Consider the following 20632-nt stretch of genomic DNA (forward strand, 5'->3'; position numbering starts at 1 on the left):
TGAAAGACTGTTGTCACGGCGACTCTTGATATTTATCAATCACGTGATTTTAGAAGGGTGAGGCGATGGCCGTGCCGGACGGACCGGGCATTCGGGAACTGGAACTTTTCAGGGACATGACGGATGAGCACTTCGTGACGCTCATGCGCGGCGCCTACGTGCAGAATTTCCCGCCCCAGATCGAGCTCATCACCGAAGGCGAGCCTAGCGACTTCCTTCACATCGTACTTTCCGGGGCTGTCGATCTGTTTGCTGGTTGGAACGGCCGCGAAACCAGCATGGCGACCGTGCGGCCCATATCGACCTTCATCCTTGCCGCGACGATCCGGGACGCGCCGTACCTGATGTCGGCGCGAACGCTGGAAAAGAGTCGGATCGCCCTGATCCCGAGCGAAGACGTGCGCGCCATCTTCGCCGCCGACAGCGCCTTCGCCCGCGCGATCGTGGCCGAACTGGCGCAGTGCTACCGCTCGGTCATCAAGGCGCAGAAGGATATCAAGCTTCGTACCTCGCTCGAGCGACTCGCCAACTTCCTTCTGCGTCAGCAGAAACGCGCGAGTGGAGGCGCCGAATTCGATCTGCCGTTCGAGAAGCGCAGGTTGGCCTCCGTGCTCGGCATGACGCCAGAAAATCTGAGCCGCGCCTTCAAGGGCCTGCAGCCCTATGGCATCGAGGTTGACGGCACTCGGATCCGGATTCGCGATCAGGCGCTTCTCGAACGGTTCGCCAAGCCCAGTCCCCTGATCGACGATCACGCAAGTTAAGGATGACCCCATGACCAAATCGATGCCCGGCGCGGCCAAGGATCTCGCCGAACAGCACCCCGACATCTGGAGGGCCTATTCCGCTCTCGGCAAGGCGACCGCCGATTGCGGGCCGCTGACCGACCGGGAGAAACGCCTGGTCAAGCTGGCTCTGGCGATCGGTGCCGGCTCGGAAGGCGCGGTCCATTCGCATACCCGCCGGGCGAGGGCGGACGGTATCGAGCCCGAAGCAATCATGCAGGTGGCCCTGCTGGCCATAGGTCCCCTTGGGCTGCCGCGCGCCGTGGCCGCGAAGACCTGGATCGAGGACATCGGGGATTGACGCTCAGGGCAGCGGGCTGACTCCGAAGAGGTAGGGATGCATCCACACTAGCGCCGCGTATAGGCCGACACCCAGCGCCAGCCGGATCGCTGCGCCGGCCCATGAGGCCGGCCGCGGCAAGAACGGGGCCTGCCGGCGGGCGGAGTCGATCCGCTGCCACTCCGGGCCCATGTCTCGCCGCTTGCGCCGATCCACGAGGCGACCGCCAAGCCCTGCGAAGAGCGCGAAGATCCCGAATAGGATCGCATGCGCCAGATCGCCGTTGGCAAGCAGATGCGCCCCCGCCCAGAACGCCAGCGCGAAGAGCAGGGGGTGACGCGTCAGCCGCACGATGCCGGGCCGCACCGGGTCGAAACGCTCGTTCCGCGCCCCGCCGAAGGAGAACGGGTTGGGCCGCGCGATGGCGAGCGCGAGGATCAGGCAAACCGGCAGCATGGCGGTCAGCACGACGTGGTTCTGCCACGGCGACCAGTGCCAGAGCGGAACGTAGGGCGCGCGGCCCGCCGCGCCGATGAGCCAGGCAAGCACGCCGAGCGACAGCGCGGAATAGGCGATGCCGAAACCTGCGGACCCCAGCCGCGCCACCAGCCATGGCCGGACCGGTGGGCGGATCGGCACGGAATGCGTCAGGAAGAAAGCCGCGAAGGCCAGCGCATATTCGCCCCATCCCATGACGCGTCCTTCAGATCCGCTTGGCCGGGGCCGCGCGCAGCAGCAGCCGGCCATAGATCACGGCATAGCCCGCGAAGGCAGCGATCCAGAAAAGACCCGACAGCCCGTGCAGAAGCTCCGCCTGCATCGGCCAGAGACCGGCGGCGACACGGGCCAGCACCGCGAGGATCAGGGCGAGATAGATCGCGATGGTTCCGGCATCCGCACTGAGCGCCTGCCCGGTATGACCTAGCGTCGCCCGCGTCATCACCGCCAGCGTCATCAGCCCGATGGCCCCGCCCATCCACAAATGCTGCGCGCCTGCGATCCCGAGCGCGCCCGGCACCACGATTTCCGCCCCGAGCGCCAACGCGCCCAGAGGCACAAAGGCGTAGCCGATGTGCAGGACCGTTACCAGCGGTTCAGCGAGCGTCCGATGACCGGCCCACCTGGCGAGTCGCAAAAAGTGGAGCGCGCCCGCCACGATCAGCGCCATCCCCGTGGCTGTGTGCAGCGGCACGGCCACCCACAGCAGGAGCGCGGCCAGCAGCACCAGCAGGGACAGCTTGTCGAAACGCTGCATCGGTGCCACGGGCAGACGGCCCGGCCCGCGCTTCACCAGCCAGTTGCGGGTGAAGGAGGGCACGATCCGCCCGCCGATCACGGCGATCATCATGATCCCAGCGCCCAGTCCCAGGCGCAGTCCGTAGCCCTGCGCGGCATAGTCTCCCCGTGCCGCCTCCCAGTGAAATAGCGCGTTGCCGAGGGCGAAGACGGCCAGCATCCCCAGCACGATCAGGTTGCGCCAGTTCCGGCCCGCCACGATCTCGCGTGCGATCACGGCGGCCAGCACGATCGGAAAGGCCAGATCGAAGCCTACGACCAGAAGCGGCGGCAAGCCCGCCGAGACCAGCACGAGCACGCGACCGGCCAGCCACAGCGCCGCCAGCCCGCCCAGCGGCCAGCCGACGATGGGCAGCCGTCCGGTCCAGTTCGGCACGGCCGTCAGCAGGAAGCCCGCGATAACGGCGCCGAGGTAACCGTAGAGGAATTCATGCGCGTGCCAGCTGACCGGATCGAAAGCCGTGGGCAGCGCGACATGCCCCGACAGCATCGGTACCCACAGCGCCATGGCCAGCGCCGCCCAGACCGCCGCGCCGAAGAAGAACGGGCGGAAGCCGTAGGTCAGGATCGCGGGGCCGGTCCAGGCGCGCATCTGTTCGGCGGTCGAGGTCATTTGTCTGTCCTTTTGGCCGCGACACCATCCTCGGTCAGGATCACGTCGAGCGGGATGTCGTGGGGTTGAGGATAGATCGTGGGCAGGCGCGCTGCGCCGAGGGCAATGCCGATGGTCAGGGGGCGCGGCGACAGACCCGCCAGCGTCCGGTCGAAGTAGCCCCCGCCCCAGCCCAACCGGAAACATGCGCCGTCCCAACCCAGGCACGGGGCGGGCACGATGTCGGGCGTCAGCAGATGGGCCTCTGGCGGGGGAACCGAAATCTTCCAGTCGCCCCGCACCAGCCGGGTCTCGGGCGTCCACTGGCGGAACGCCAGCGGCGCGGCGCGCGTCTCGACCACCGGAAGCGCGACGGTCACGCCCGCGCGATGCAGATCGGCCAGGACCGGGCGCAGGTCGGGTTCTCCCCCGATCGGCCAGTAGCCCGACAGGACAGACCACTGCCCCACCCCGCAATCGCGTAGCACCCGCCCCAGATGCCCCGCGATCCTGTCCGAGACCTGCGCCCGCCCGGCCTGGCCCAGACCCTCTCTCAGCCCGGCCAGCCGCGTCCGTTCCGCCTGGCGCCAGCGCGCCACATCGCACGCCTGCTCGGGATCGACGCCAACCGAGCCGAAATAAGCGGGATCGATCTCGGCCGCCATGCAGGGCGGCGAGGCATGTGTCCCGTCCTTGGTCATCTTGCGGCCTCCAACCGGGGGAAAAGCAAGGTGTTATCCAGCGCGATGTGAGCGGCCAGTTCCTCGAGCAGCGTCGTCGCGCCGCCATCAAGCGACCGCCAGGATCCGCAGCCATTCTCTGACGGAAGCGGGTCGGCCGTCGGTTTCGGGATCAGCGAGATGGACGCTGCGTGATCTTCATGGTCGGCGCGCATCACCGCAACGGGGTGTTCGATGCCCGGGCCTGCGGCCCGCGTGCATGGCCAGAAACTGGATCATCTCCTCCCGGGCCATATGAGCCCCGATCTCGCGCGCGGGCCGGGTCAGGGCATTGGCAAGACCATTGGGGGCTTCCGGATCATCGGCGTGAACCTGTTCGACATGGCTGGCCAATGGCACCGGAGGGGCGAGGTCAGCCCTCTGCATCTTGTGGTGGTTGGTCGGGATCCGGTCGATCAGCGCGCCGGTTTCCTTTGGTGCCGCATCGGTTACGTGGTGGTGCATGGCACATCCATTCTGCGCTGACTCATTGGAAGGATACGAATTGGTATTTGATTTACCGATTAGACCGTCATAATACGCACTGTAAATACCAAATCAGGAGCGCGACCTTGCGCCTCACCTCCTTCACCGACTACGGGCTGCGCGTGATGATGCGCATGGCGGGCGAGCCGGGCCGCGCCTTCACGGCCGCCGACCTTGCCGCCGAATTCCGCGTCTCGCGCAATCATCTGGCCAAGGTGATTTCCGCGCTCGCCGCGGCAGACCTTCTGGAAACCCGGCGTGGCGGCGGGGGCGGCGCGATACTGGCGCGTGCGCCCGAAGATATCCGGCTGGGCGATGTGGTGGCGCTGCTCGAGGCCGATCAGGCGCTTGTGGAGTGCTTCGCGGCAGGAGCCAACGCCTGCACGCTGATCCCGCGGTGCCGGTTGAAGGCCCGGCTGGCGCATGCCGAGGCCGCCTTCTTGGCCGATCTCAACCGCAGCACACTGGCCGATTGCGTCTACCGCCCGGAAAGCGCCTGATCGCCGACGGTCACCTGTCGCGACAGCCACCACCCTCCTGCGCCGGTGGGCAGGCGACATCCCCATACGAGCAGAACACGCAGCAGTCGCCCTACATCGCGCGCTTCACGGTGACCGGACAAAGCTCACCGGTCATGTTGTCGACGGCGAAGGTGACGGTCCGCTCCGCGGCGACGGTCTGTGGGGCCGCTGGGAGGGCAGTGAACGGCGCTGTGGCGGTCAGGCCGAACAGGGCAAGCGCAAGGAGCTTCCTCATGACGGTGTCCTTCCGGTGGGTCAGTAGAGAAGCCGGGCCCACCAGTCGATGGTGAGCGCTGCGACAACGAGGAACAGGAAGGCCCAGAGCGTGGCCTTGGTTACCCGCGCCGAGGATGGGCGCGTGCAGTAGGGGCCGGGATCGCAGACCGCCGGCTTGCGGAAATACACCTGCCGGAAGCCAGCCGCGATGAAGCCGAGCGCGATCATGGCGAAGATCGGCTTCACGGGCTCAAGCGCCGTCAGATGCCGATCCGGGCGCCGGAGATGCCGAGGGTCAGCAGAACCAGCGGCCCGACGCAGCAGGCCGAGGCGAGAAAGGCGCCAAGCAACCGCCTTCGGCGAGCCAGCCCTTTCGGGCCGGGCGATCCGCACCCGCGCTGTCCGTTGTGTCGTCTTTCAGCGCCATGTCGTGCACCTTTCGTCCATGGTTGACGACAGGTGCAGAGGCTGTAGCGACTACAGGATCAAGGCGAAACCTGCCCACGACCGATCACGAGCGCGAGAGTGGCCTCACACGCGGCGACCTCGCCCGGGCGACCGGCCGCAACATCGAGACGATCCGCCATTACGAGAAAACCGGCCTGCTGCACGACCCGCCCCGCACCGATGCCGGCTACCGGATCTATTCCGCCGCGCACGCCAGGCGGCTGCGCTTCATCCTGCGCGCCCGCGACCTCGGGGCCAGGGTGGAGGACATTCGCGGGCTGTTGGGGCTCGAAGACGGCACCGCGCCGACCTGCAGCGAGGTCAAGAAGCGGACGGAGCGTCACCTCGCCGATGTCCGTGCGAGGATCTCGGACCTGCGGCGTATCGAGGCGGTTCTGAGAGCAACGGCCGCCAGATGTACCGGAGCGGCGGTGCCGGACTGCCCGGTGCTTCGATCGCTCGCAGGTCCGGCCGTCTGATCATCGCGCCGACGCGCCAACAAGGCGATGCCACCCCAGACGACGATGCGCAAAGCCATGGCGGAAACGGTGCGCATCTCGTAGGCGCCGCCCCGGGCGACATGCAGACCGAAGCCCGCGAAGACCAGCAGCGTCGCCGCGAAGATCGCGAATGAAAAGGGAAACGCCCATCGCCGCCCCTGCCGCAGGCCAAGGCCCGCGACGACGTAGGCGACACCAGCGAGCGTGTTGAACCAAAGTACGAATGGCACGGCCGCCCCCATGTCGGCGAACCCGAGCAGGGTTCTGCCGCCGGAGAACACGGTCAGCACGCCGAAGACGATCGCAAAACCACCCGCGATGCCGAGGATCCTGCGGGGTTTACTCATGGGACATACCCTCGGTCGAGCGCAAAAGCGCCATCTGGACCTCGAAGAGCCGCAGGCCCTCCTGAACGAGCGGAAAACTCCGCGCCCCAAGCGTCCAGCGTATCGCGACGCCCTGCACCAGCGACGTCAGCAGGACGGCGACATCCTCGGGGCTGACATCGCGGCGTACGTCGCCCGCCGCCTGGCTGCCCCGGATCGCGGCGACAAGGCGGTCCTGAAACGCACCCAGAAGCCCTCGAAACACGTCCCGCAGCGCCGGATTGTCGACCTGCAACTCGCGCGAGAACAGGATCGACGGCAGGGCGGGTGTCTCGGATATGGCTGCCAGTTGCGCGCCGATCAGCGCCTTGAGACGCGCGTGCGGCCCGGTGGCCTCTGTTTCCGCTTCATCCCATCCGGCCCGCAACCGCAGCGCGATATCCTCGGCAACGGCCAGCCAGAGAGCACCCTTGGTCGGGAAGTGCCGGAAGATCGCGGGCTGGCTGAGGCCTACGGCCCGCGCGACGTCCGTGGTACTCAGGCGGTCGGGTCCGATCTCGTCGGCCAGTCGCAGCACCCCGGCCACGATCTGCGCCTTTCGCTCCTCCGCGCTCTGGCGATTGCTCATAGGCACCTCTTGTGAGTGATTACTCACTAACATATACTGTCGATAACCGCAATCCCGATCCCGAGTCGCGCCTCGGACCGAAAGTACCCCGCCATGCCCGATCAGGCAGCCCCTGCCGGCTATTCCGGCCTTCAGATCGCTCTCCATTGGCTCGTCGTCGCGCTGATCGCGCAGCAATTCATCTTGAAGGACGCGATGTCGACCGCCTGGGACCGCGTCACTGATGGGCTGGAGGTCGGGTTCGATCCGCTGGTCCTGACTCATGTGGCGGGCGGTGCGCTGGTGATGATCTTCGCTGCGTGGCGGCTGGCCCTGCGCGCCCGGCGTGGCGTGCCGCGCGTGATCGAGGCCAGCAAGTTGCAAGGCGCCCTGGCAAAGCTCACCCATGTCGGCCTCTATGCGCTGATGATCCTCATGCCGGTCAGTGGCGCTGTCGCCTGGTTCGGCGCGGTCGATGTTGCAGCGCAGGGGCACAATGTGATGAAGATCGTCCTGCTGGCGCTGATCGCCCTGCACATCGTCGGCGCGCTCTATCACCAGGTCGTCCTGCGCGACGAGACGCTGGCGCGGATGCGCCGGGCGCAGGGCTGAACCGATGCGCCTGGCCCCCCTCCTCGTCCTTCCGCCCATCGCCCTCGGAATCGCCGCAGCGGTCTGGATGATCACATCCGCCCCCGGCCCCACACAGGTCGAGGGCGGCGCCCCCGCCCTGCCGGTCCGGGTGATGACCGTAGAGGCGGAGGACCTCCGGCCCACCGCAACCGCTTGGGGCAACCTGCGCGCGGCCGACACCTGGGTCGCCGTGACCGAGGTGCAGGGCGAAGTGATCTGGCGCCACCCCGACCTCGAGGCGGGACGCCTGATCCCGGCAGGGACCGATGTGTTACGCATAGACCCCGCCGATTACGAACTGGCCCTGGCACAATCCCAGGCCGACCTCGCCGCGCTGGAGGCCGAACGGGCGCAGCTCGCGGCCGAGGCGGACAACACGCGGCGCATCCTTGCACTGGAGAGGGATCGGCTGACCCTGACCGAGCAGGATCTGGAACGGACGCGCACGCTCGTCGCGCAGGGCACCGTGCCGCAGTCGCGCGCCGACGAAGCCGAGCGCGCGACACTTCTGGCCCGACGCACGGTGGCGGAACTGGAGAACACGCTCGCGCTGATCGAGCCGCGCGACGCGCGGATCACGGCGCAGGTGGCGCGGAGCGAAGCTGCCATCGATCGCGCGCGCCGCTCGCTCGCGCGCACCACGCTGACGACGCCCTTCGATCTGCGCGTGACCGAGATAGGCGCCGAACGTTTCCAGACAGTCGCGCCCGGTCAGGTGGTAATTCGGGCCGATGGCATCGCGGCGGCCGAGGTCGTGGCGCATCTCCCGATCGACAGCTTCCGCCGCCTGGTCGGCGGTGTGCCTGATGGCATGACGCTTGACGACATGATGCGCGAGCTGCCCGCCACCCAGATCGACGTGATGCTCAGCCCCCTGTCAGACCCCGAGCAAGGCTGGCCCGCCCGCGTTTCGAGGATCGAGGGCGCACTCGACGCGCGCGCCCGCACCGTGCCCGTGGTGGTGACGGTAGACGATCCCTACCAAGGCGCCGACCCGCCCCGCCGCCTGCCGTTGGTGCCCAACATGCAGGTCGGGCTGTCCTTCGCCGGCGCGCCCCGAACAGGCGCCATCGCGATCCCCGAGGCGGCGCTGCACGCCGGGCTGGTGCGCGTCGCGGACCCCGATGACCTGCTCGATTTGCGCCCCGTCACCGCCGCCTTCGCGCAGGACGGCCGCGTCGTCATCGCCGAGGGGCTCGCCCCCGGCGATCGCGTGGTGATCGACGACATCGCCCCCGCGATCCCCGGCATGGCCCTGACACCGGTAGAGGTTCAGGAATGATCCGCTGGTTCACCGGCCACCCGACGGCAGGGAACCTTCTGCTGCTTCTGTTCCTCGCAGCGGGCGTCTTCGCCGCGCCGGGTCTCTTGCGCGAGACATTCCCCGATTTTCGCGCGGTCGAGGCAGAGGTCACCGTGCCGTACCGGGGCGCCGCTGCCGAGGATGTCGAAGGCGCGATCTGCGCGCCGCTCTGGGACGGGGTTCAGGGTGTCGAGGGGCTGGAGACCTTCACCTGCGCCGCGCAGACCGGCCGCGCCCGCGCCGTGGCGACCATGGCGCCCGGCAACGATGCGCTTCGCTTCGTCAATTCCCTGCGCACCGAGGTCGCGGCCATCGATACCTTCCCCGACCGCGCCGATCCCGCTGTTGTCCGCGAGTTGCACCGCTCCGATCCGGTAACGTCGGTGGCCATCTCGGGCGATCTTCCGCTGGGCGAGCTTGACCGCTACGCGGACGGCCTTTCCGACCGCCTGACCGCCCTGCCGGGCGTCACCCGCGTGACCCGTGGGGGTCTGGGCAAGCGGACACTGTCGATCACGGCGGACCGCGCCGTGCTCGACAGCCACGGCCTGACACCCGCCGCATTGGCCTCTGCTATCTCCGCCCAGAACATTGACCTGCCCGCTGGCACGCTCGAGGGGCCGGGCGCGGACGTGACGCTGCGCTTTACCGCCGAGCGGGACACGGCCACCGCGCTGGCTGCAATCCCGGTTCTGGTCCTGCCGAACGGCGCGACGCTGACGCTGGGCGACGTCGCAATGATCGAGGAACGCTTCGAGCCGCCGAACGATCGCGCATTCGTGGATGGCAGGTCCGCGATCGTGATCGACGTTGCCAAGGCGCTCGACGCCGATGCGCTTCGTGTGCTCGACGACGTTGCTGCACTGGTGAACGAAGAAAAAGCCTCCCTGCCGGAGATCATTCGGGTCGAGGTGGTGCAGGACGTCACCTCGATCATCCGCGACCGGCTTTTGATGCTGGTGCAGAACGGGATCATCGGCCTCGTGCTGGTCGTTGCCGTGATGAGCCTCTTCTTTCGGCCGGGCTTCGCAATCTGGGCAGCGATGGGCCTTCCCGTGGCCTTCGCGGGCGCCTTCGCGTGGATGGCCCTGACGGGCCTCAGCCTGAACATGATGACTCTGGTCGCGCTCCTGATGGCGATCGGGATCGTGATGGACGATTCCATCGTCATCGCGGACTCCATCGCGGTGCATGCCGCCGAGAATGTGACGGTCGAGAACGTGGCCGCGGGCGCCGCCGCCGTGGCCCCCGGCGTCATCTCGTCTTTCCTGACGACGCTGGCCGTGTTCCTGCCGCTCGCCTTTCTCGCCGGCGAACTCGGCGCGGTGCTGGAAGTTCTGCCGATCGTCCTGCTGGCCGCTCTCGCCGCCTCGCTTGTCGAGGCCTTCTTCATCCTGCCGCACCATTTGAAGGGCGGGATGAAGGATGCCGCGCCCTCGCGTTTTCGCAGCCGCTTCGACGCGGGCTTCGACACGTTGCGCGAAAAGGGCGTGGGTCGGCTGGCGGATGCCGCGATCAGGTGGCGTTGGCTGGTCGCGGGGCTGGCCATCGGAACACTTATCCTGACCGTCGGGGCATTGGGCGGTGGAGTGGCCAAGCGCGAAGCGATGCCAGAAATCGACGGCGACGTGCTGGAGGCGCGGCTGATGCTGCCCGCGGGTACGCCGCTGGCGCGCACGTCCGAGGCGGTCGCGCAGGTCGAAGCGGCGCTCGACCGCGTGAACGCCCGCCTTTCGCCGGGGCAGCCCGACGCGCAACCGCTCGTGATCCGCCGCATCACCCGGCTGGGCCGCAACCTCTCGGCCGGCGAGACAGGCGCGCATGTCGCCACCGTCGCGGTGGACCTTCTGGGGGCCGAAACCCGCAGCAACACGCTCGACGACATCGTCATGCTCTGGCGCGAAGAGATCGGCCCCCTGCCCGGCGTCAACTCGCTGATCCTGACCGAGCCTGGCATCGGGCCGCAGGGTATCGCCGTGGAACTGCGCCTGAGCCATCCCGACCTCGCCACGCTGGAGGAGGCAGGCCGTGCAACGCTCGCCGAACTGCAAACCTATGCCGGTGTGCGCAACGCGATCATCGATCTGCGCCCCGGTGCACCCGAGTTGCGGCTGACACTCTCGCAGGGCGCCGAGGCGCTGGGGCTGACGGCGACCGACGTTGCGAGCCAATTGCGCGCAGGCTTCCTCGGCACGCAACTTTCCGAAGTCCGGCGCGGCGATCTGGCCTGGGATCTGGAGGTACGCCTGAGCGATACCGACCGTGCTACCCGTTCCGACCTGCGCCTCTTCGAGATCGCCCTGCCTGACGGCGGCACCGTCCCGCTGGCCAGCGTCGCGAATTTCACCGAAGCACGCGGCTGGGGAACCATCACGCGGCGCGATGGCCTGCGAACGCTCACCGTCTCGGCAGATGTCGACGGCAGGATCGGCAATGCCGACGCGATCACCGCGCAGCTGACCGGCGGATTTCTCCCCGATCTGGCCGCGGCGTCCCCCGGCCTCGACTTCGAGGTCGGCGGGCAAGCCGCGAACTCCGCGGAAACCGTCGGCTCGATCCTGCGCGGCTTCGTGATCGGCCTGGTCGGCGTCTACGTCATTCTCAGCTTCCAGTTCCGCAGCTATGTCGAGCCGCTGATCGTGATGATCACCATTCCGCTGGCGTTTCTGGGCGTGATCTGGGGCCATGTCCTGATGGGCTACAACATCTCGATGCCCTCGTTGGTGGGGGCAGCCTCGCTTGCCGGGATCGTGGTGAACAACGCGATCCTGCTGGTGGGCGTCATCAACGCCCGCCGGGCCGAGGGGCTGTCTGCCGCGCTTGCCGCCGGAGAAGCCGTGCGCGCGCGCTTCCGCCCGATCTTCGTGTCGGTCTCGACCACCATCATGGGCATGGCGCCCCTGCTGCTGGAGACCTCGACCCAGGCCCAGACGCTCAAGCCACTGGTGATTTCCGTGGTCTTCGGCCTGCTCGCCGCCACGGTGCTGATCCTCCTTGTGCTGCCTGCGTTCTACGCAGCGCTGGAAGATATCCGGGGCAGCCGGCGCGACGCGTGAGCGAGCATTCCGGGCCCGTTCGTCAAAGCCGACCAGTGGGACCCGTTTCTCCTGAAACACGCCGCAAAGCCTGCGCAGAGGCCCCTGCAAGATCGCCCCGACCGACCTGCCGAAAGCCGCGCGACTCGCGCCGCCAGCCAGCCGCGCGCTCTCTTCCCGGAGCCGCTTCCGTCTCTTGAACCGGCCGGCCGCCAACCCGCGTGACCCTCGTCTCCGACGCCCTCTTGTCTGCTCGGTCATCCGTGAAGCGGGGGGCGGCCCACTTTCACTAGGGCCGACCTCTTCCTACCTTTGGAGGAGGCAAAGGAGGTGACCCTTGAGCGCAATTGCAACGAAGCTCCCGCCGATCGACCCGGACCGTGCTGCCATGATCGAGGAATTCGGCGGTGAAATCACCGCTCTCGATCCGATCGGCGCGCAGGTTTCGGGAATCGACCTGTCTGCCGTGGAGGCGCTGCCGCCCGAACTCGTCGATGGTCTGGAAAGGGAAATGGCGCATCGCGGTTTTCTCGTTTTCAAGAACGAGACGCAGCTGGAGCCCGAGGATTTCCTGCGCGCGAGCTGCCTCTGGGGCGGGCGCGAGCTGCACAGCACCCATGGCGTGCACCCGGCAACGCCCGGCGGCAACCGCCACATCTTTCGCCTCTCGAACGATGAACGCCACGGCATTCCGGATGTCGGACCGCAATGGCACAATGACGGCAGTTTCCTGCCGGCCACGTTTTCGCATTCGGGCTATCACATCATTCGGCCTGCCGAGCATGGCGGCGGTACGCATTTCGCGCATCAGGGGCTCGCCTTCGAGGCGCTGCCGGAGGACCTGCAGGAGCGCTGGAGCCGCCTGTCATCGGTGAATTCCGCCTCGGGCGTGGTGCATCCGCTGGTGCATGAACACCCCGTGTCGGGCCAGAAATGCATCTGGCTGCATCTGGGCATGACAGGCGCCGTCATCGAAAAGCTGCCCGGCAGGGACGGGTTCAGCCTGCTGCACGCAGAGGATCTTCGCCAGCTTTGCCACGATTACAACGACATCCTGAATGCCGGGCTGACGGAGGGCTATTCGGTGGCCCATGAATACGATGAGAACGACTGCGTCTTCATCGACAATCTGGCCGTCGCGCACCGGGCGGCCCCCGAGGCCCACATGCCCGTGGAACGGCAGGGCCTTCGGATCATGCACCGCAGCACGGTGAAGGGCGTGCAGAACCTCGCCCCCGGTTTCGGCCTGCCGCAGCATGTCACCATCGACGGCCCCAATCCGATCGGCGAGGGCGTGTGGCAAGGGGGCGGTGTCGGCTTCCGGTGGGAAGACGGCATCAAGATGCGGAACTGACCGGCGTTGACCGCGAACGGGCCACGGCCGATCGCAAGATGGCCCGGGGCGCGGCGCTCGTCCGGCATGCGACCACATTGCCCCCACCTCTTTGCGGCTCTTCCACCAAGGCCGTGGTCCGCGTATCCGGACGCGCCCACAGGACGGTCCGCGCTCCGCTCAACCGATCGCGCCGATCCCGCGCGCGATTTGGCCGAATACGACCGCCGGCCCTTGCCCCGCCCAAGTCGCGTCGGTGCGCCGTCACGCGTGACCGGCCGATGTCGTGCCGGACGTCCCGCTATCCGAGGCCGGCCGCCTCCCCCGAAGTGGTCCGCGGTGTTTCGTCCGGTGCGCCGGTCTGCGTGATCTGATCCGCGGCGGGCTGCAGGTGGAGCGTGCGGGTGGGAAAGGCGAATTCCACGCCGACCTCTTCGGCGAGCGCGATGATGTCCAGCACGATCTCGTGCTGCGCATCCACCTGGGATCCGTAGGCGTAGACCTTCAGGTAGAACATCAGTTCGATGTCGATCGAGGAGGCGCCGAAGCTTTTGAGGCCGACATAGATGTCTTCGCGGTCGATCCTCGGCTGCTCCAGCAATAGCTCCTTCAGGCGCTTGACGAAGGTGTCGAGCTTCTGGCGCGGGGTGTCATAGGTGAGGCCCACGCCGAGGACCACCTTTCGGCGCCGGCGCTTGCCCCAGTTGGCGATCACGCGATCGGACAGGTGCGAGTTCGGCACGTTCAACAAGGTGTCGTCGAGCGAACGCAGCCGGGTGCAGCGCAGGCCGACATGCTCGACCGTTGCCAGCGTCCCGTCCAGCTCGATCAGGTCGCCCCTCTGGAACGGACGGTCGGCCATCAGGATGCCGCCGCCCAGCATGTTCGACACCGTGTCGCGCGCGGCAAAGGCGATGGCGACGCCGCCCACGCCAAGGCCGGTCAGCACGCCCTCGTAGGGCAGGCCCACGACATCGGCGACCGCGATGATGGCGCCGACCACGACCAGCAGCTTCATCAGGCCGGTGCCCAGCGAGGCCGCGATCTCGTCGACGTGAGACACCGTCTTTTCGGCGCGCGCTAGAAACCATCCGCCGACGAGACCGACGAGGCGATAGGCGAGGACCGCGATGGCGAAGATCAGGAACACGCCAATCAGCGATCCCACCGCCGGCAGCCCGACCTGGGTCAGGCCGAGCCGCGTGATCGCCCAGGACAGGATCACGGCCGCGGCGATCAGACCGGCGGGCATCGCCAAGGCCGTGGCACGGTCCCCGCCCTCGCGCCGCCCGACTGCGCGCAAGGCGCCGCCCACCACGAGGCGCGCGGCGTAGGCGGCAAGCAGCGTCGCGACGAGGCCGAGCCACTGCCACGCCTCGAGATAGCCGAAATCCTGCACGAGGCCGGGCGAAGTGGCGCGCACGCTCTCTCGCAGCCGGAAATAGGGGGACAGCGCCTGCGGTGCCTCCAGCCCCCGGATCGGGGGAAGGTTCTGCATCGCCTGCAGCAGCGCGGGCGACGCGGCCACCGTCTCGCTGGTTAACTTCCACCGCCCGGCGCCGGCGGCGCCGTCCTCGGCCGGCGGTTCGCTGACGCGCGCGATCGCGATGTTGCCCACCGGATGCTGGAAATAGACGTAGGGCACGGTTCGGTCGGGGTCGTCTGGGATTTCCTGCCAGATGACATAGGCCACCCTGTCCAGGATGCGCTGGAGGTAGTCGGCATAGATCGGCCCCTCGAGCGTGTGCAGCCGCTCGGGGATATGGGACAGGTCCATGACCGCCAGTGCGCGTTCGCGGCCGCCCTCGTCCCACGACTGTGTGCCCTGGATGAAATCGCGCATCACGGCGCGGGGCGAGTTCGCCCGCGCGGTGTCCAGCTGCGCCTTGCTCTCGTAGCCCATCGCGGACAGCAGGTGCGCGGTTTCATTGGCCAACTGGTCCGCCGGGGGCAGAACGAGGCGCCAGCGGCCGGGAACCTCGCTCACGAATTGCAGCGTGGTCTTCTGGGGGATCGCGGCGGGGCCGACGTCGAAGCGGACGGTCTGTGCCTGAGGATCCTCGGGCGCGAGGGGCACGTCGTTGATCCGAAGCGTCGAGAAGTCGAGAATGTCGAACATCATGGTCCGCCGCGCGGCCTGGTCCCGGGCATTCGTGTCCGGCCCGGCATAGCTTAGCAGGTTGTCCACCCGCCGCAGCGCACCCGCATCGCCGGCATAGATCGCCACGTTGGCGGCAATCAGCAGGCTGCGCAGCGTCTCCCGCGGCGACGCGTTGCCGAGCCGCCAGTTGCTGCTCGCGCTGCCCGTCTCCTCGCGGAAGCCGTTCCAGTACTCGCCGTTGCCGAAGCGCCCTGTCAGCACCTGCCCGTCATCGGACAGGGCGAACACGACCCGGCCGGACGAGCCGGGCTGCTCCCAGGTGCCGCGCAGGACGCCCCTCTCCACCGTGCCCTCGATCCGCCCGTCGTGCGGGGCGTAGGTGCCGGTGACCTGGTTGCCCTCCTGGTCGAGAGACACCACCGCGCTGCCGGTGCGCCAGTAGGTCTGCCACTCGCCCGAAAAGTCGGCCTGCTGCGCGCGAACCGCGAGAGGCGCGCAAAGCAGAACGGCTGCCAGAAGTGCGATCAGGGAGGTGGGACAGGCGCGACTGGTCGACATTCGAGCTTTCCTTCCGAGCGACCTGGCCGGACCGTCCGGGCAGGGCGCGCCACATCTCAGTGCATCAGGTACTTCATGGCCGAGAGGGCGAGGCCGATACCCCCGGTGAACAACGCGCCCAGCAAGACCGATCGGAACTTTCTGCGGGCGATCCAGCCGACCCGACCGCCAAGGACGAGCAGCAAGAGTATTCCGAAGCCCTGCGCAAGGCCGATGGCCGCCGGGGTCGGCAGCAGCCCCGTTCCGGACGCCAGGATAAGACCTGTCGGGACGTTCGCAGCGACGAGTGTCGGACGACTGTGGCGCCACGCATCCGTGAACGCTTTCTTCTGCGCGTCCGCGCATCGCTCGAGTTCTGCGGCGATGACCTCGGCGAACGCTTTCGCCAGCGTTACCGCGAGGACCGAGCCGAAAAGAGCCGCCGCCATCCGGAATGGCGCCTCGGGGTGCGCGCTCATCGCCATGAGCACGCTGAGCGAGGTGATCGTTCCGTAGATCAGCCCGAAGGCTGCAAGGTCGAAGTCGTGCCACGGATCGCCAGTACGGTCTGACGAACGTCTCATGTGGTTCACGTCCTGCATCGGGGTATCCCACGCGGATCGACGGAGCGGCACATGGGCCTCTCCGCCTGGCATCGCAGCCGTCCAGGTCCGCGCCTCAGTAGATCGTGAAGCCGCCGTCGGTGTTGTAGGTGGCGCCGGTGATGTTCGACGCTTCCGGCGACAGCAGGAACAGCATGACCGCCACTTGCTCGGCCGAGGTGGAGCCGCGATTCGCCTGGTCGCTGTATTCGAGCAGGCTGCGGGACTTGTAGAGCGAGATGCCGCTATCGCTGTAGCCCGATGCCCTGCGCTGGGTGATGATCTCCACGGCGCGTTCGTACATCGGCGTCAGCGTCGTTCCCATGCCGGTGGAGTTCACGCGGATGCCATAGGGGGCATAATCGATCGCCGCGTTCTTGGTCAGCGCCTGCACCGCATGCTTGGAGGCCGTGTAGGGCGCCGTCCCGCCGAAGCCGCGGATGCCGGTGACCGATGCGACGTTGACGATGGACCCGCCATTGCCCTGCTCCATCATCTGGCGCAACTCGTGGCGCAGCGCATAGAACATGCCGGTCGCATTCACCTCCATGACGCGGTGCCAGTATTCATCGCCCGCCTCGTGGATCTTGGCCATCAGGCGGTTCTTCTGGTTCTCGTAGTCGATCGGTTCGTCGGGGTGCAGCGCGTCCATGACGCCGGCATTGTTGATCGCCGCATCGAGGCCCCCGTATTCGGACACGCAGAGCCGGACCATTTCCTCGCAGACACTGTTCTGCGAGATGTCCCCCTGCATGAACACCATGTTCAGACCTTCCGAGCGGATCGACTCCGCCGTCTCTTCACCGAGGTCGCCGAGGATGTCGACGCCGACAACGTTGGCCCCTTCGCGGGCGAGCCGGCGCGCCGCGTCGGCGCCCATGCCGCGGGCCGAACCGGTCACGATCACGTTCTTTCCCGCGAAACGGCCGGGCATGTGGTAATCGTCGGGGACGCGCGCGATGTTCATGCGGCCGGGCACATCCGGGTCCTGCGGGTCCCAGGGGTAGGCCCAGTCCTGAAGCGCGAGGTCGATCGCCTCGTTCAGCTCCTGCGCTTCCGCCTGGGTCAGCGTGACGCCGCCGGCGGCGGCAATACCGAGGGATTTCAGGAGGTCTCTGCGGATCATCGGGGGCTCCTTTGTGTCGTGCAGTCTGGTGGTCTGGGGGTCAGGGCGAGCGACGGCGAGGATCACGGCGCCCCGGGAAAGCGTCGTGCGTTTCAGAAGGCGTATCGGACGAAGAGCATCGCGCTCAGCCAGTCATCGGCGTCGCCGCCCAGGGCGTCCCTCGTCGCATCGCCGGCCCAGGTATAGGCAAGATGGCCGTGGACGTAGGTGTTGCGGCTCACGAACCACTTGGCGGTGATGTTCGCCTCGTAGCCGTATTCCGTCCCGCTGAGGAAGGAGAGCGCGGGGTTGCCGCCGATATTGGTCTTGCTGTCCGCGTGGAAGGCCCAGAGCTGGGGCACGATCTCAACCTTCGGCGAGGGGCGGAAGCGGGCCTGGATCCGGTGGGCGATCACGTTTGAATCCTGGACCACCTTGAAGTGATTGGCGCCCTGCACCCATTGCTCGCCCGTGCCGCCCGAGAGCATCGGATCCCACCGCTCGTAGGTGCCCGTGTCGGGATCGTCTCCGGAGAAGCGCGCGAAGCGGTAGCTGAGCGTGGGCGACTAGCGCGCCTGCGGAAAGCTGTAACCGATCTCGGCCCAGCCCGCGCGCGCGTCCATGTCGAAGTTCTTGTTCGACTGGAATGCATATTCGGCCCCGAAGAACGGGCCCGGCGCGCCCGCGCCGTTCGGTGTGTAGGTGAACCGCGCATCCCAGACCTGCAGCCCCTCGCGCGTGCCCACGATGTCGCCGGTCGGGCCGAAATAGTTGGCGTTCGAGTTCGGCGATGTGACATAGCTCAGCCCGATATCGAGGTTCTCCATCGGTCGGGCCTCGAAATTGAGGCCGGCATAGGCGGTCTCGGTGTCGATGTCGGGAAGCTCGTCGGGATCGAGGTAAAACGCCTCCAGCATCGTGTCGTTGTAGCGAATGCGGGCCAGCGCCAGCAGGTCGGAGGCCCACCGCGCGTTGGCTTGCAGCGCCGCGCGTTCCTTCCCGTTCGCCGCGGTATTGGCGATGAGAAAGCCGTTGGCCAGCGTGAAACGCTGCCGCCCCAGGGTCAGGTTGTAGGACAGGCGATTGCCGGCCTCGTCCGTCCGCCCGCCGACGAGGCCGGCATAGGCGTCCTCGACCGCGTTCCACCCGCGCGTCTCGTCGGTGAACAATTCCTGCCCCACCGAGTAGGACGCGAGGCCGCTCAAGCCGCCGTAGAAATACAGCCGCTCGTTGATCGGCGTGATCCCGTAGATGCCGTAATGGACGTAGGATTCCACCCACTGGTCCCAGCCCTCGCCCGAGGGCTCACCCTCGACCAGCGGATTGCCGGCGAGCATCGCGTCCGGCCTGCCGTACCAGGCATTGTTGTTGGCGTAGGTCAGCGCGAGCAGGTCAAGCTTGAACCGCACGAAGGTGCCGTCCTTCTCGTAGATGACCGGAAAGTCCCCGCCGAAGGTGAGGCCGCGCCCCTCCGCTCCGTCCTCGGCAAGCGTGACGGAGATGGCGATATCGAGCCCGCCCTGCCGGCCGAAGGAGACATCGTAGTCGATGTCGCCCACATCGCGGATGCGCCGGGCCTGCGCGAGCTGGAACTCGATCCGCTGCTGGGAGAACCGCGCACCCGGGAAAAGGGCGAGGCGCGTGCGCACGCTGTCCTCGACCCTGGCGTTCAGCCCGGCATCGGCGCTGGGATTCACGATGCGGATCGAGACCCGCTCCACTTGCTGGTTGGTATAGGGATCGACGCCGGCAACGCTCTGGGCAGCGGTTTCTGCCGGAAGCCAAGTCGATGCGAGAGCCATGGCCGCCGCCATGATCACTTTCCGCACGGAACTCATTTTGCTGCCCCGATGTTGCTATCGCCGAAACAGATGCTCATGTTGACAGCCTCCATGACCGCGACCGGATCGGCGCCCATGCCCGTGACCCGAGCGGCCGGGTCAGTCAGTGCACCTCGACTGGGAATAGGCCGCGGCCTGTCTTCGACACCCTTCTGCTCGCGAATAGCTAGACGCGTGAGCAGCGGCATGGAAAGTGACCACCTGCCCGAAATGGGCAGCCGGGAGACGGAACTTCGCCCCTCAGCGACGAGGCGGCCTGGCGAGTTGGCCGAGATCGACGACCAGACGCGCCAGGATCCGGCGGGTGCGTTCTTCCAGCTCGGCGAAATCGCGCCGCGCCGGCGTGGTCGTGTCCGTGTCTGGGCCGGACACCAGATACCAAGCCCCGTCGGGCCGCCTGTCGACCCACCCGCGGTCCTGTAACAGCTTCAGCTTCCGGCGAACCGTCTCGCGGGGAATACCCGTGACATCGGCGATCCGTGAGGCCGTGATCGAAAGCTCCTCGGCCGCCGGCTGCACCTGCTCTGCGTCTCTGGCAGTCCGGCCCGCGCCAAGCCGCACCTGGCCGATCACTGCGAGCACCAACGCCTGTTGAAGATCGCCGTGGAAGGCCCGTGAGACGTCGGTCAGATGGGCCACCATGAATTCGACAACGGCATACTGGTAGCGCGGGTACTCCTCTGCGAACCTCTCGGCGAGGATGTCCGCGCTACGCTCGGTCTTCGAGGCTTTGACCGCCTTGTCGCACATCGTGACCGCGCCTTCTGCCGCGTCGCATCGAGCGACACGCTGACTCGAAGCGTATCAACCTGACCCATTGTTATCCTAAATCGCGGGGCCCGCAGAGAACAACATGCCACTCGAGGTTTGCGTTGTGACGGCGCGGCGTTCGAGCGTCGCGCGTGTCCCTCGCCCACTGGCAGGACAGGTCGTTTTCCGGGCGCAGATTACGGTTTCGCGCCCTTTCGCGGGATGTCACCGATCAGGACTGCAAAATGAGCTGCAATTCCCACGCATCCCGTCGACGGGGCACGGCGCCGACTGCGGAAGGTCTGGGCCCGTCCTCGACATCCGACCCATTCGCTTGGATGACCGCTTGGTCAGGCGAACCGGAATTTTTTGCGGCCGCCAGCAATCCTGCGGAGCAGTTGACCTGCTCCCATGGCATTGCGACCGGCCGTCAGGGCGCTGTCGCGGCCTTCGCCATGCCCGGGGCTTCCAGCTGGGCGCGAACTGTGGTTAAAGCGCACCTTCGAGGTGCTCGGCTTTGCCTCCACGTCACGTCCACAAGCTTGGAACGCAAAGGGCTTTCCGTTCGGGAGGCACTTAAGCGGCTGTATTTTTTCGGAAAGTTTGGTTGCGGGGGT

Annotated in this window: 24 protein-coding genes; 9 read left to right on the plus strand and 15 right to left on the minus strand. The window is 67.2% G+C overall.

Annotated elements, in window-relative coordinates; translation table 11 throughout:
- Positions 1-65 precede the first annotated feature (65 nt).
- Both AB6A66_RS02350 and AB6A66_RS02355 read left to right on the plus strand, forming a co-directional pair.
- Entirely contained in the window at positions 66-764 is a 699-nt protein-coding gene (locus tag AB6A66_RS02350; protein ID WP_371054630.1) for a helix-turn-helix domain-containing protein, read from the plus strand.
- A gap of 10 nt (positions 765-774) precedes the next feature.
- Positions 775-1086 (plus strand): carboxymuconolactone decarboxylase family protein, encoded by a 312-nt coding sequence (locus AB6A66_RS02355; RefSeq protein ID WP_371054631.1) that lies wholly within the window; start codon positions 775-777, stop codon positions 1084-1086.
- A 3-nt stretch (positions 1087-1089) separates the two neighbouring features.
- Here AB6A66_RS02355 and AB6A66_RS02360 read toward each other — a convergent pair whose 3' ends face one another.
- Genes AB6A66_RS02360 through AB6A66_RS02370 form a run of 3 tightly spaced genes read right to left on the minus strand, consistent with a single transcriptional unit; the run spans position 1090 to position 3654 of the window.
- On the minus strand, positions 1090-1758 hold the full coding sequence (locus AB6A66_RS02360; protein ID WP_371054632.1) for an NnrU family protein: 669 nt from the start codon (positions 1756-1758) through the stop codon (positions 1090-1092).
- Positions 1759-1768: 10 nt separating this feature from the next.
- On the minus strand, positions 1769-2974 hold the full coding sequence (locus tag AB6A66_RS02365; protein WP_371054633.1) for an NnrS family protein: 1206 nt from the start codon (positions 2972-2974) through the stop codon (positions 1769-1771).
- Positions 2971-3654 carry a 5-formyltetrahydrofolate cyclo-ligase gene (locus tag AB6A66_RS02370; protein ID WP_371054634.1) on the minus strand — a complete coding sequence of 228 codons (684 nt, stop codon included), beginning with the start codon at positions 3652-3654 and terminating at the stop codon, positions 2971-2973. The genes AB6A66_RS02365 and AB6A66_RS02370 overlap by 4 nt, the downstream gene beginning before the upstream one ends.
- A 213-nt stretch (positions 3655-3867) precedes the next feature.
- On the opposite strand from AB6A66_RS02370, the gene AB6A66_RS02375 reads away from it, so the two are divergent.
- Both AB6A66_RS02375 and AB6A66_RS02380 read left to right on the plus strand, forming a co-directional pair.
- Entirely contained in the window at positions 3868-4158 is a 291-nt protein-coding gene (locus AB6A66_RS02375) for a hypothetical protein (RefSeq protein ID WP_371054635.1), read from the plus strand.
- 86 nt (positions 4159-4244) lie between these two features.
- On the plus strand, positions 4245-4658 hold the full coding sequence (locus AB6A66_RS02380; protein WP_371054636.1) for an Rrf2 family transcriptional regulator: 414 nt from the start codon (positions 4245-4247) through the stop codon (positions 4656-4658).
- 91 nt (positions 4659-4749) lie between these two features.
- Here the strand turns inward: AB6A66_RS02380 and AB6A66_RS02385 are convergent, their stop codons facing one another.
- Genes AB6A66_RS02385 through AB6A66_RS02395 form a run of 3 tightly spaced genes read right to left on the minus strand, consistent with a single transcriptional unit; the run spans position 4750 to position 5245 of the window.
- A complete protein-coding gene (locus AB6A66_RS02385) occupies positions 4750-4914 on the minus strand; it encodes a hypothetical protein (RefSeq protein WP_371054637.1) in 165 nt (54 codons plus the stop codon).
- A gap of 20 nt (positions 4915-4934) precedes the next feature.
- Positions 4935-5141, minus strand: a complete 207-nt coding sequence (locus AB6A66_RS02390; protein WP_371054638.1) for a hypothetical protein — start codon at positions 5139-5141, stop codon at positions 4935-4937.
- Between the two features lie 14 nt (positions 5142-5155).
- Entirely contained in the window at positions 5156-5245 is a 90-nt protein-coding gene (locus AB6A66_RS02395; RefSeq protein WP_371054639.1) for a mercuric transporter MerT family protein, read from the minus strand.
- A gap of 147 nt (positions 5246-5392) precedes the next feature.
- Between AB6A66_RS02395 and AB6A66_RS02400 the strand changes: the two genes are divergently transcribed.
- Positions 5393-5821 (plus strand): helix-turn-helix domain-containing protein, encoded by a 429-nt coding sequence (locus AB6A66_RS02400; protein ID WP_371054664.1) that lies wholly within the window; start codon positions 5393-5395, stop codon positions 5819-5821.
- Between the two features lie 360 nt (positions 5822-6181).
- Here the strand turns inward: AB6A66_RS02400 and AB6A66_RS02405 are convergent, their stop codons facing one another.
- A complete protein-coding gene (locus tag AB6A66_RS02405; protein ID WP_371054640.1) occupies positions 6182-6796 on the minus strand; it encodes a TetR/AcrR family transcriptional regulator in 615 nt (204 codons plus the stop codon).
- Positions 6797-6889: 93 nt separating this feature from the next.
- Between AB6A66_RS02405 and AB6A66_RS02410 the strand changes: the two genes are divergently transcribed.
- The 4 genes from AB6A66_RS02410 to AB6A66_RS02425 all read left to right on the plus strand — a co-directional run bounded on the left by AB6A66_RS02410 (position 6890) and on the right by AB6A66_RS02425 (position 13100).
- Entirely contained in the window at positions 6890-7387 is a 498-nt protein-coding gene (locus tag AB6A66_RS02410) for a cytochrome b (protein ID WP_371054641.1), read from the plus strand.
- Positions 7388-7391: 4 nt separating this feature from the next.
- Positions 7392-8690 (plus strand): efflux RND transporter periplasmic adaptor subunit, encoded by a 1299-nt coding sequence (locus tag AB6A66_RS02415; RefSeq protein ID WP_371054642.1) that lies wholly within the window; start codon positions 7392-7394, stop codon positions 8688-8690.
- On the plus strand, positions 8687-11767 hold the full coding sequence (locus AB6A66_RS02420) for an efflux RND transporter permease subunit (RefSeq protein ID WP_371054643.1): 3081 nt from the start codon (positions 8687-8689) through the stop codon (positions 11765-11767). Before AB6A66_RS02415 ends, AB6A66_RS02420 begins: the two co-directional genes overlap by 4 nt.
- 316 nt (positions 11768-12083) lie before the next feature.
- Positions 12084-13100, plus strand: coding sequence for a TauD/TfdA dioxygenase family protein (locus AB6A66_RS02425; protein WP_371039323.1), 1017 nt, complete (start codon positions 12084-12086; stop codon positions 13098-13100).
- A gap of 280 nt (positions 13101-13380) precedes the next feature.
- On the opposite strand, the gene AB6A66_RS02430 is transcribed toward AB6A66_RS02425, so the two are convergent.
- The 8 genes from AB6A66_RS02430 to AB6A66_RS02465 all read right to left on the minus strand — a co-directional run.
- Positions 13381-15738, minus strand: coding sequence for a mechanosensitive ion channel family protein (locus tag AB6A66_RS02430; protein ID WP_371054644.1), 2358 nt, complete (start codon positions 15736-15738; stop codon positions 13381-13383).
- A 56-nt stretch (positions 15739-15794) separates the two neighbouring features.
- Positions 15795-16319 carry a hypothetical protein gene (locus AB6A66_RS02435; RefSeq protein WP_371054645.1) on the minus strand — a complete coding sequence of 175 codons (525 nt, stop codon included), beginning with the start codon at positions 16317-16319 and terminating at the stop codon, positions 15795-15797.
- A gap of 76 nt (positions 16320-16395) precedes the next feature.
- The gene (locus AB6A66_RS02440) at positions 16396-17445 is read right to left on the minus strand and encodes an SDR family NAD(P)-dependent oxidoreductase (protein ID WP_371054646.1); all 1050 of its coding nucleotides are present in this window, start codon (positions 17443-17445) and stop codon (positions 16396-16398) included.
- Between the two features lie 92 nt (positions 17446-17537).
- Complete coding sequence (locus AB6A66_RS02445) at positions 17538-17912, minus strand: hypothetical protein (RefSeq protein ID WP_371054647.1); 375 nt, start codon at positions 17910-17912, stop codon at positions 17538-17540.
- A 78-nt stretch (positions 17913-17990) separates the two neighbouring features.
- Positions 17991-19226 carry a hypothetical protein gene (locus tag AB6A66_RS02450; RefSeq protein WP_371054648.1) on the minus strand — a complete coding sequence of 412 codons (1236 nt, stop codon included), beginning with the start codon at positions 19224-19226 and terminating at the stop codon, positions 17991-17993.
- Positions 19227-19258: 32 nt separating this feature from the next.
- Positions 19259-19453: a hypothetical protein gene (locus AB6A66_RS02455; RefSeq protein WP_371054649.1), complete on the minus strand. Its 195-nt coding sequence runs from the start codon at positions 19451-19453 to the stop codon at positions 19259-19261.
- A 52-nt stretch (positions 19454-19505) separates the two neighbouring features.
- Positions 19506-20015, minus strand: a complete 510-nt coding sequence (locus AB6A66_RS02460) for a MarR family transcriptional regulator (RefSeq protein WP_371054650.1) — start codon at positions 20013-20015, stop codon at positions 19506-19508.
- Positions 20016-20365: 350 nt separating this feature from the next.
- On the minus strand, positions 20366-20632 hold a 267-nt coding region (locus tag AB6A66_RS02465), incomplete at its 5' end, for a hypothetical protein (RefSeq protein WP_371054651.1).

This window comes from Rhodosalinus sp. K401, assembly GCF_041365735.1.
Lineage (GTDB): Bacteria > Pseudomonadota > Alphaproteobacteria > Rhodobacterales > Rhodobacteraceae > Rhodosalinus.

Coding starts and splice junctions, on each gene's coding strand:
- AB6A66_RS02375 (WP_371054635.1), top strand. CDS start 3,868: ATGCCCGGGCCTGCGGCCCGCGTGCATGGCCAGAAACTGGATCATCTC.
- AB6A66_RS02445 (WP_371054647.1), bottom strand. CDS start 17,912: ATGCTCTCGGGCGGCACGGGCGAGCAATGGGTGCAGGGCGCCAATCAC.
- AB6A66_RS02430 (WP_371054644.1), bottom strand. CDS start 15,738: ATGTCGACCAGTCGCGCCTGTCCCACCTCCCTGATCGCACTTCTGGCA.
- AB6A66_RS02420 (WP_371054643.1), top strand. CDS start 8,687: ATGATCCGCTGGTTCACCGGCCACCCGACGGCAGGGAACCTTCTGCTG.
- AB6A66_RS02410 (WP_371054641.1), top strand. CDS start 6,890: ATGCCCGATCAGGCAGCCCCTGCCGGCTATTCCGGCCTTCAGATCGCT.
- AB6A66_RS02415 (WP_371054642.1), top strand. CDS start 7,392: ATGCGCCTGGCCCCCCTCCTCGTCCTTCCGCCCATCGCCCTCGGAATC.
- AB6A66_RS02350 (WP_371054630.1), top strand. CDS start 66: ATGGCCGTGCCGGACGGACCGGGCATTCGGGAACTGGAACTTTTCAGG.
- AB6A66_RS02460 (WP_371054650.1), bottom strand. CDS start 20,015: ATGTGCGACAAGGCGGTCAAAGCCTCGAAGACCGAGCGTAGCGCGGAC.
- AB6A66_RS02385 (WP_371054637.1), bottom strand. CDS start 4,914: ATGAGGAAGCTCCTTGCGCTTGCCCTGTTCGGCCTGACCGCCACAGCG.
- AB6A66_RS02440 (WP_371054646.1), bottom strand. CDS start 17,445: ATGATCCGCAGAGACCTCCTGAAATCCCTCGGTATTGCCGCCGCCGGC.
- AB6A66_RS02360 (WP_371054632.1), bottom strand. CDS start 1,758: ATGGGATGGGGCGAATATGCGCTGGCCTTCGCGGCTTTCTTCCTGACG.
- AB6A66_RS02365 (WP_371054633.1), bottom strand. CDS start 2,974: ATGACCTCGACCGCCGAACAGATGCGCGCCTGGACCGGCCCCGCGATC.
- AB6A66_RS02405 (WP_371054640.1), bottom strand. CDS start 6,796: ATGAGCAATCGCCAGAGCGCGGAGGAGCGAAAGGCGCAGATCGTGGCC.
- AB6A66_RS02450 (WP_371054648.1), bottom strand. CDS start 19,226: ATGGCTCTCGCATCGACTTGGCTTCCGGCAGAAACCGCTGCCCAGAGC.
- AB6A66_RS02455 (WP_371054649.1), bottom strand. CDS start 19,453: ATGCCGCTGCTCACGCGTCTAGCTATTCGCGAGCAGAAGGGTGTCGAA.
- AB6A66_RS02370 (WP_371054634.1), bottom strand. CDS start 3,654: ATGACCAAGGACGGGACACATGCCTCGCCGCCCTGCATGGCGGCCGAG.
- AB6A66_RS02355 (WP_371054631.1), top strand. CDS start 775: ATGACCAAATCGATGCCCGGCGCGGCCAAGGATCTCGCCGAACAGCAC.
- AB6A66_RS02435 (WP_371054645.1), bottom strand. CDS start 16,319: ATGCAGGACGTGAACCACATGAGACGTTCGTCAGACCGTACTGGCGAT.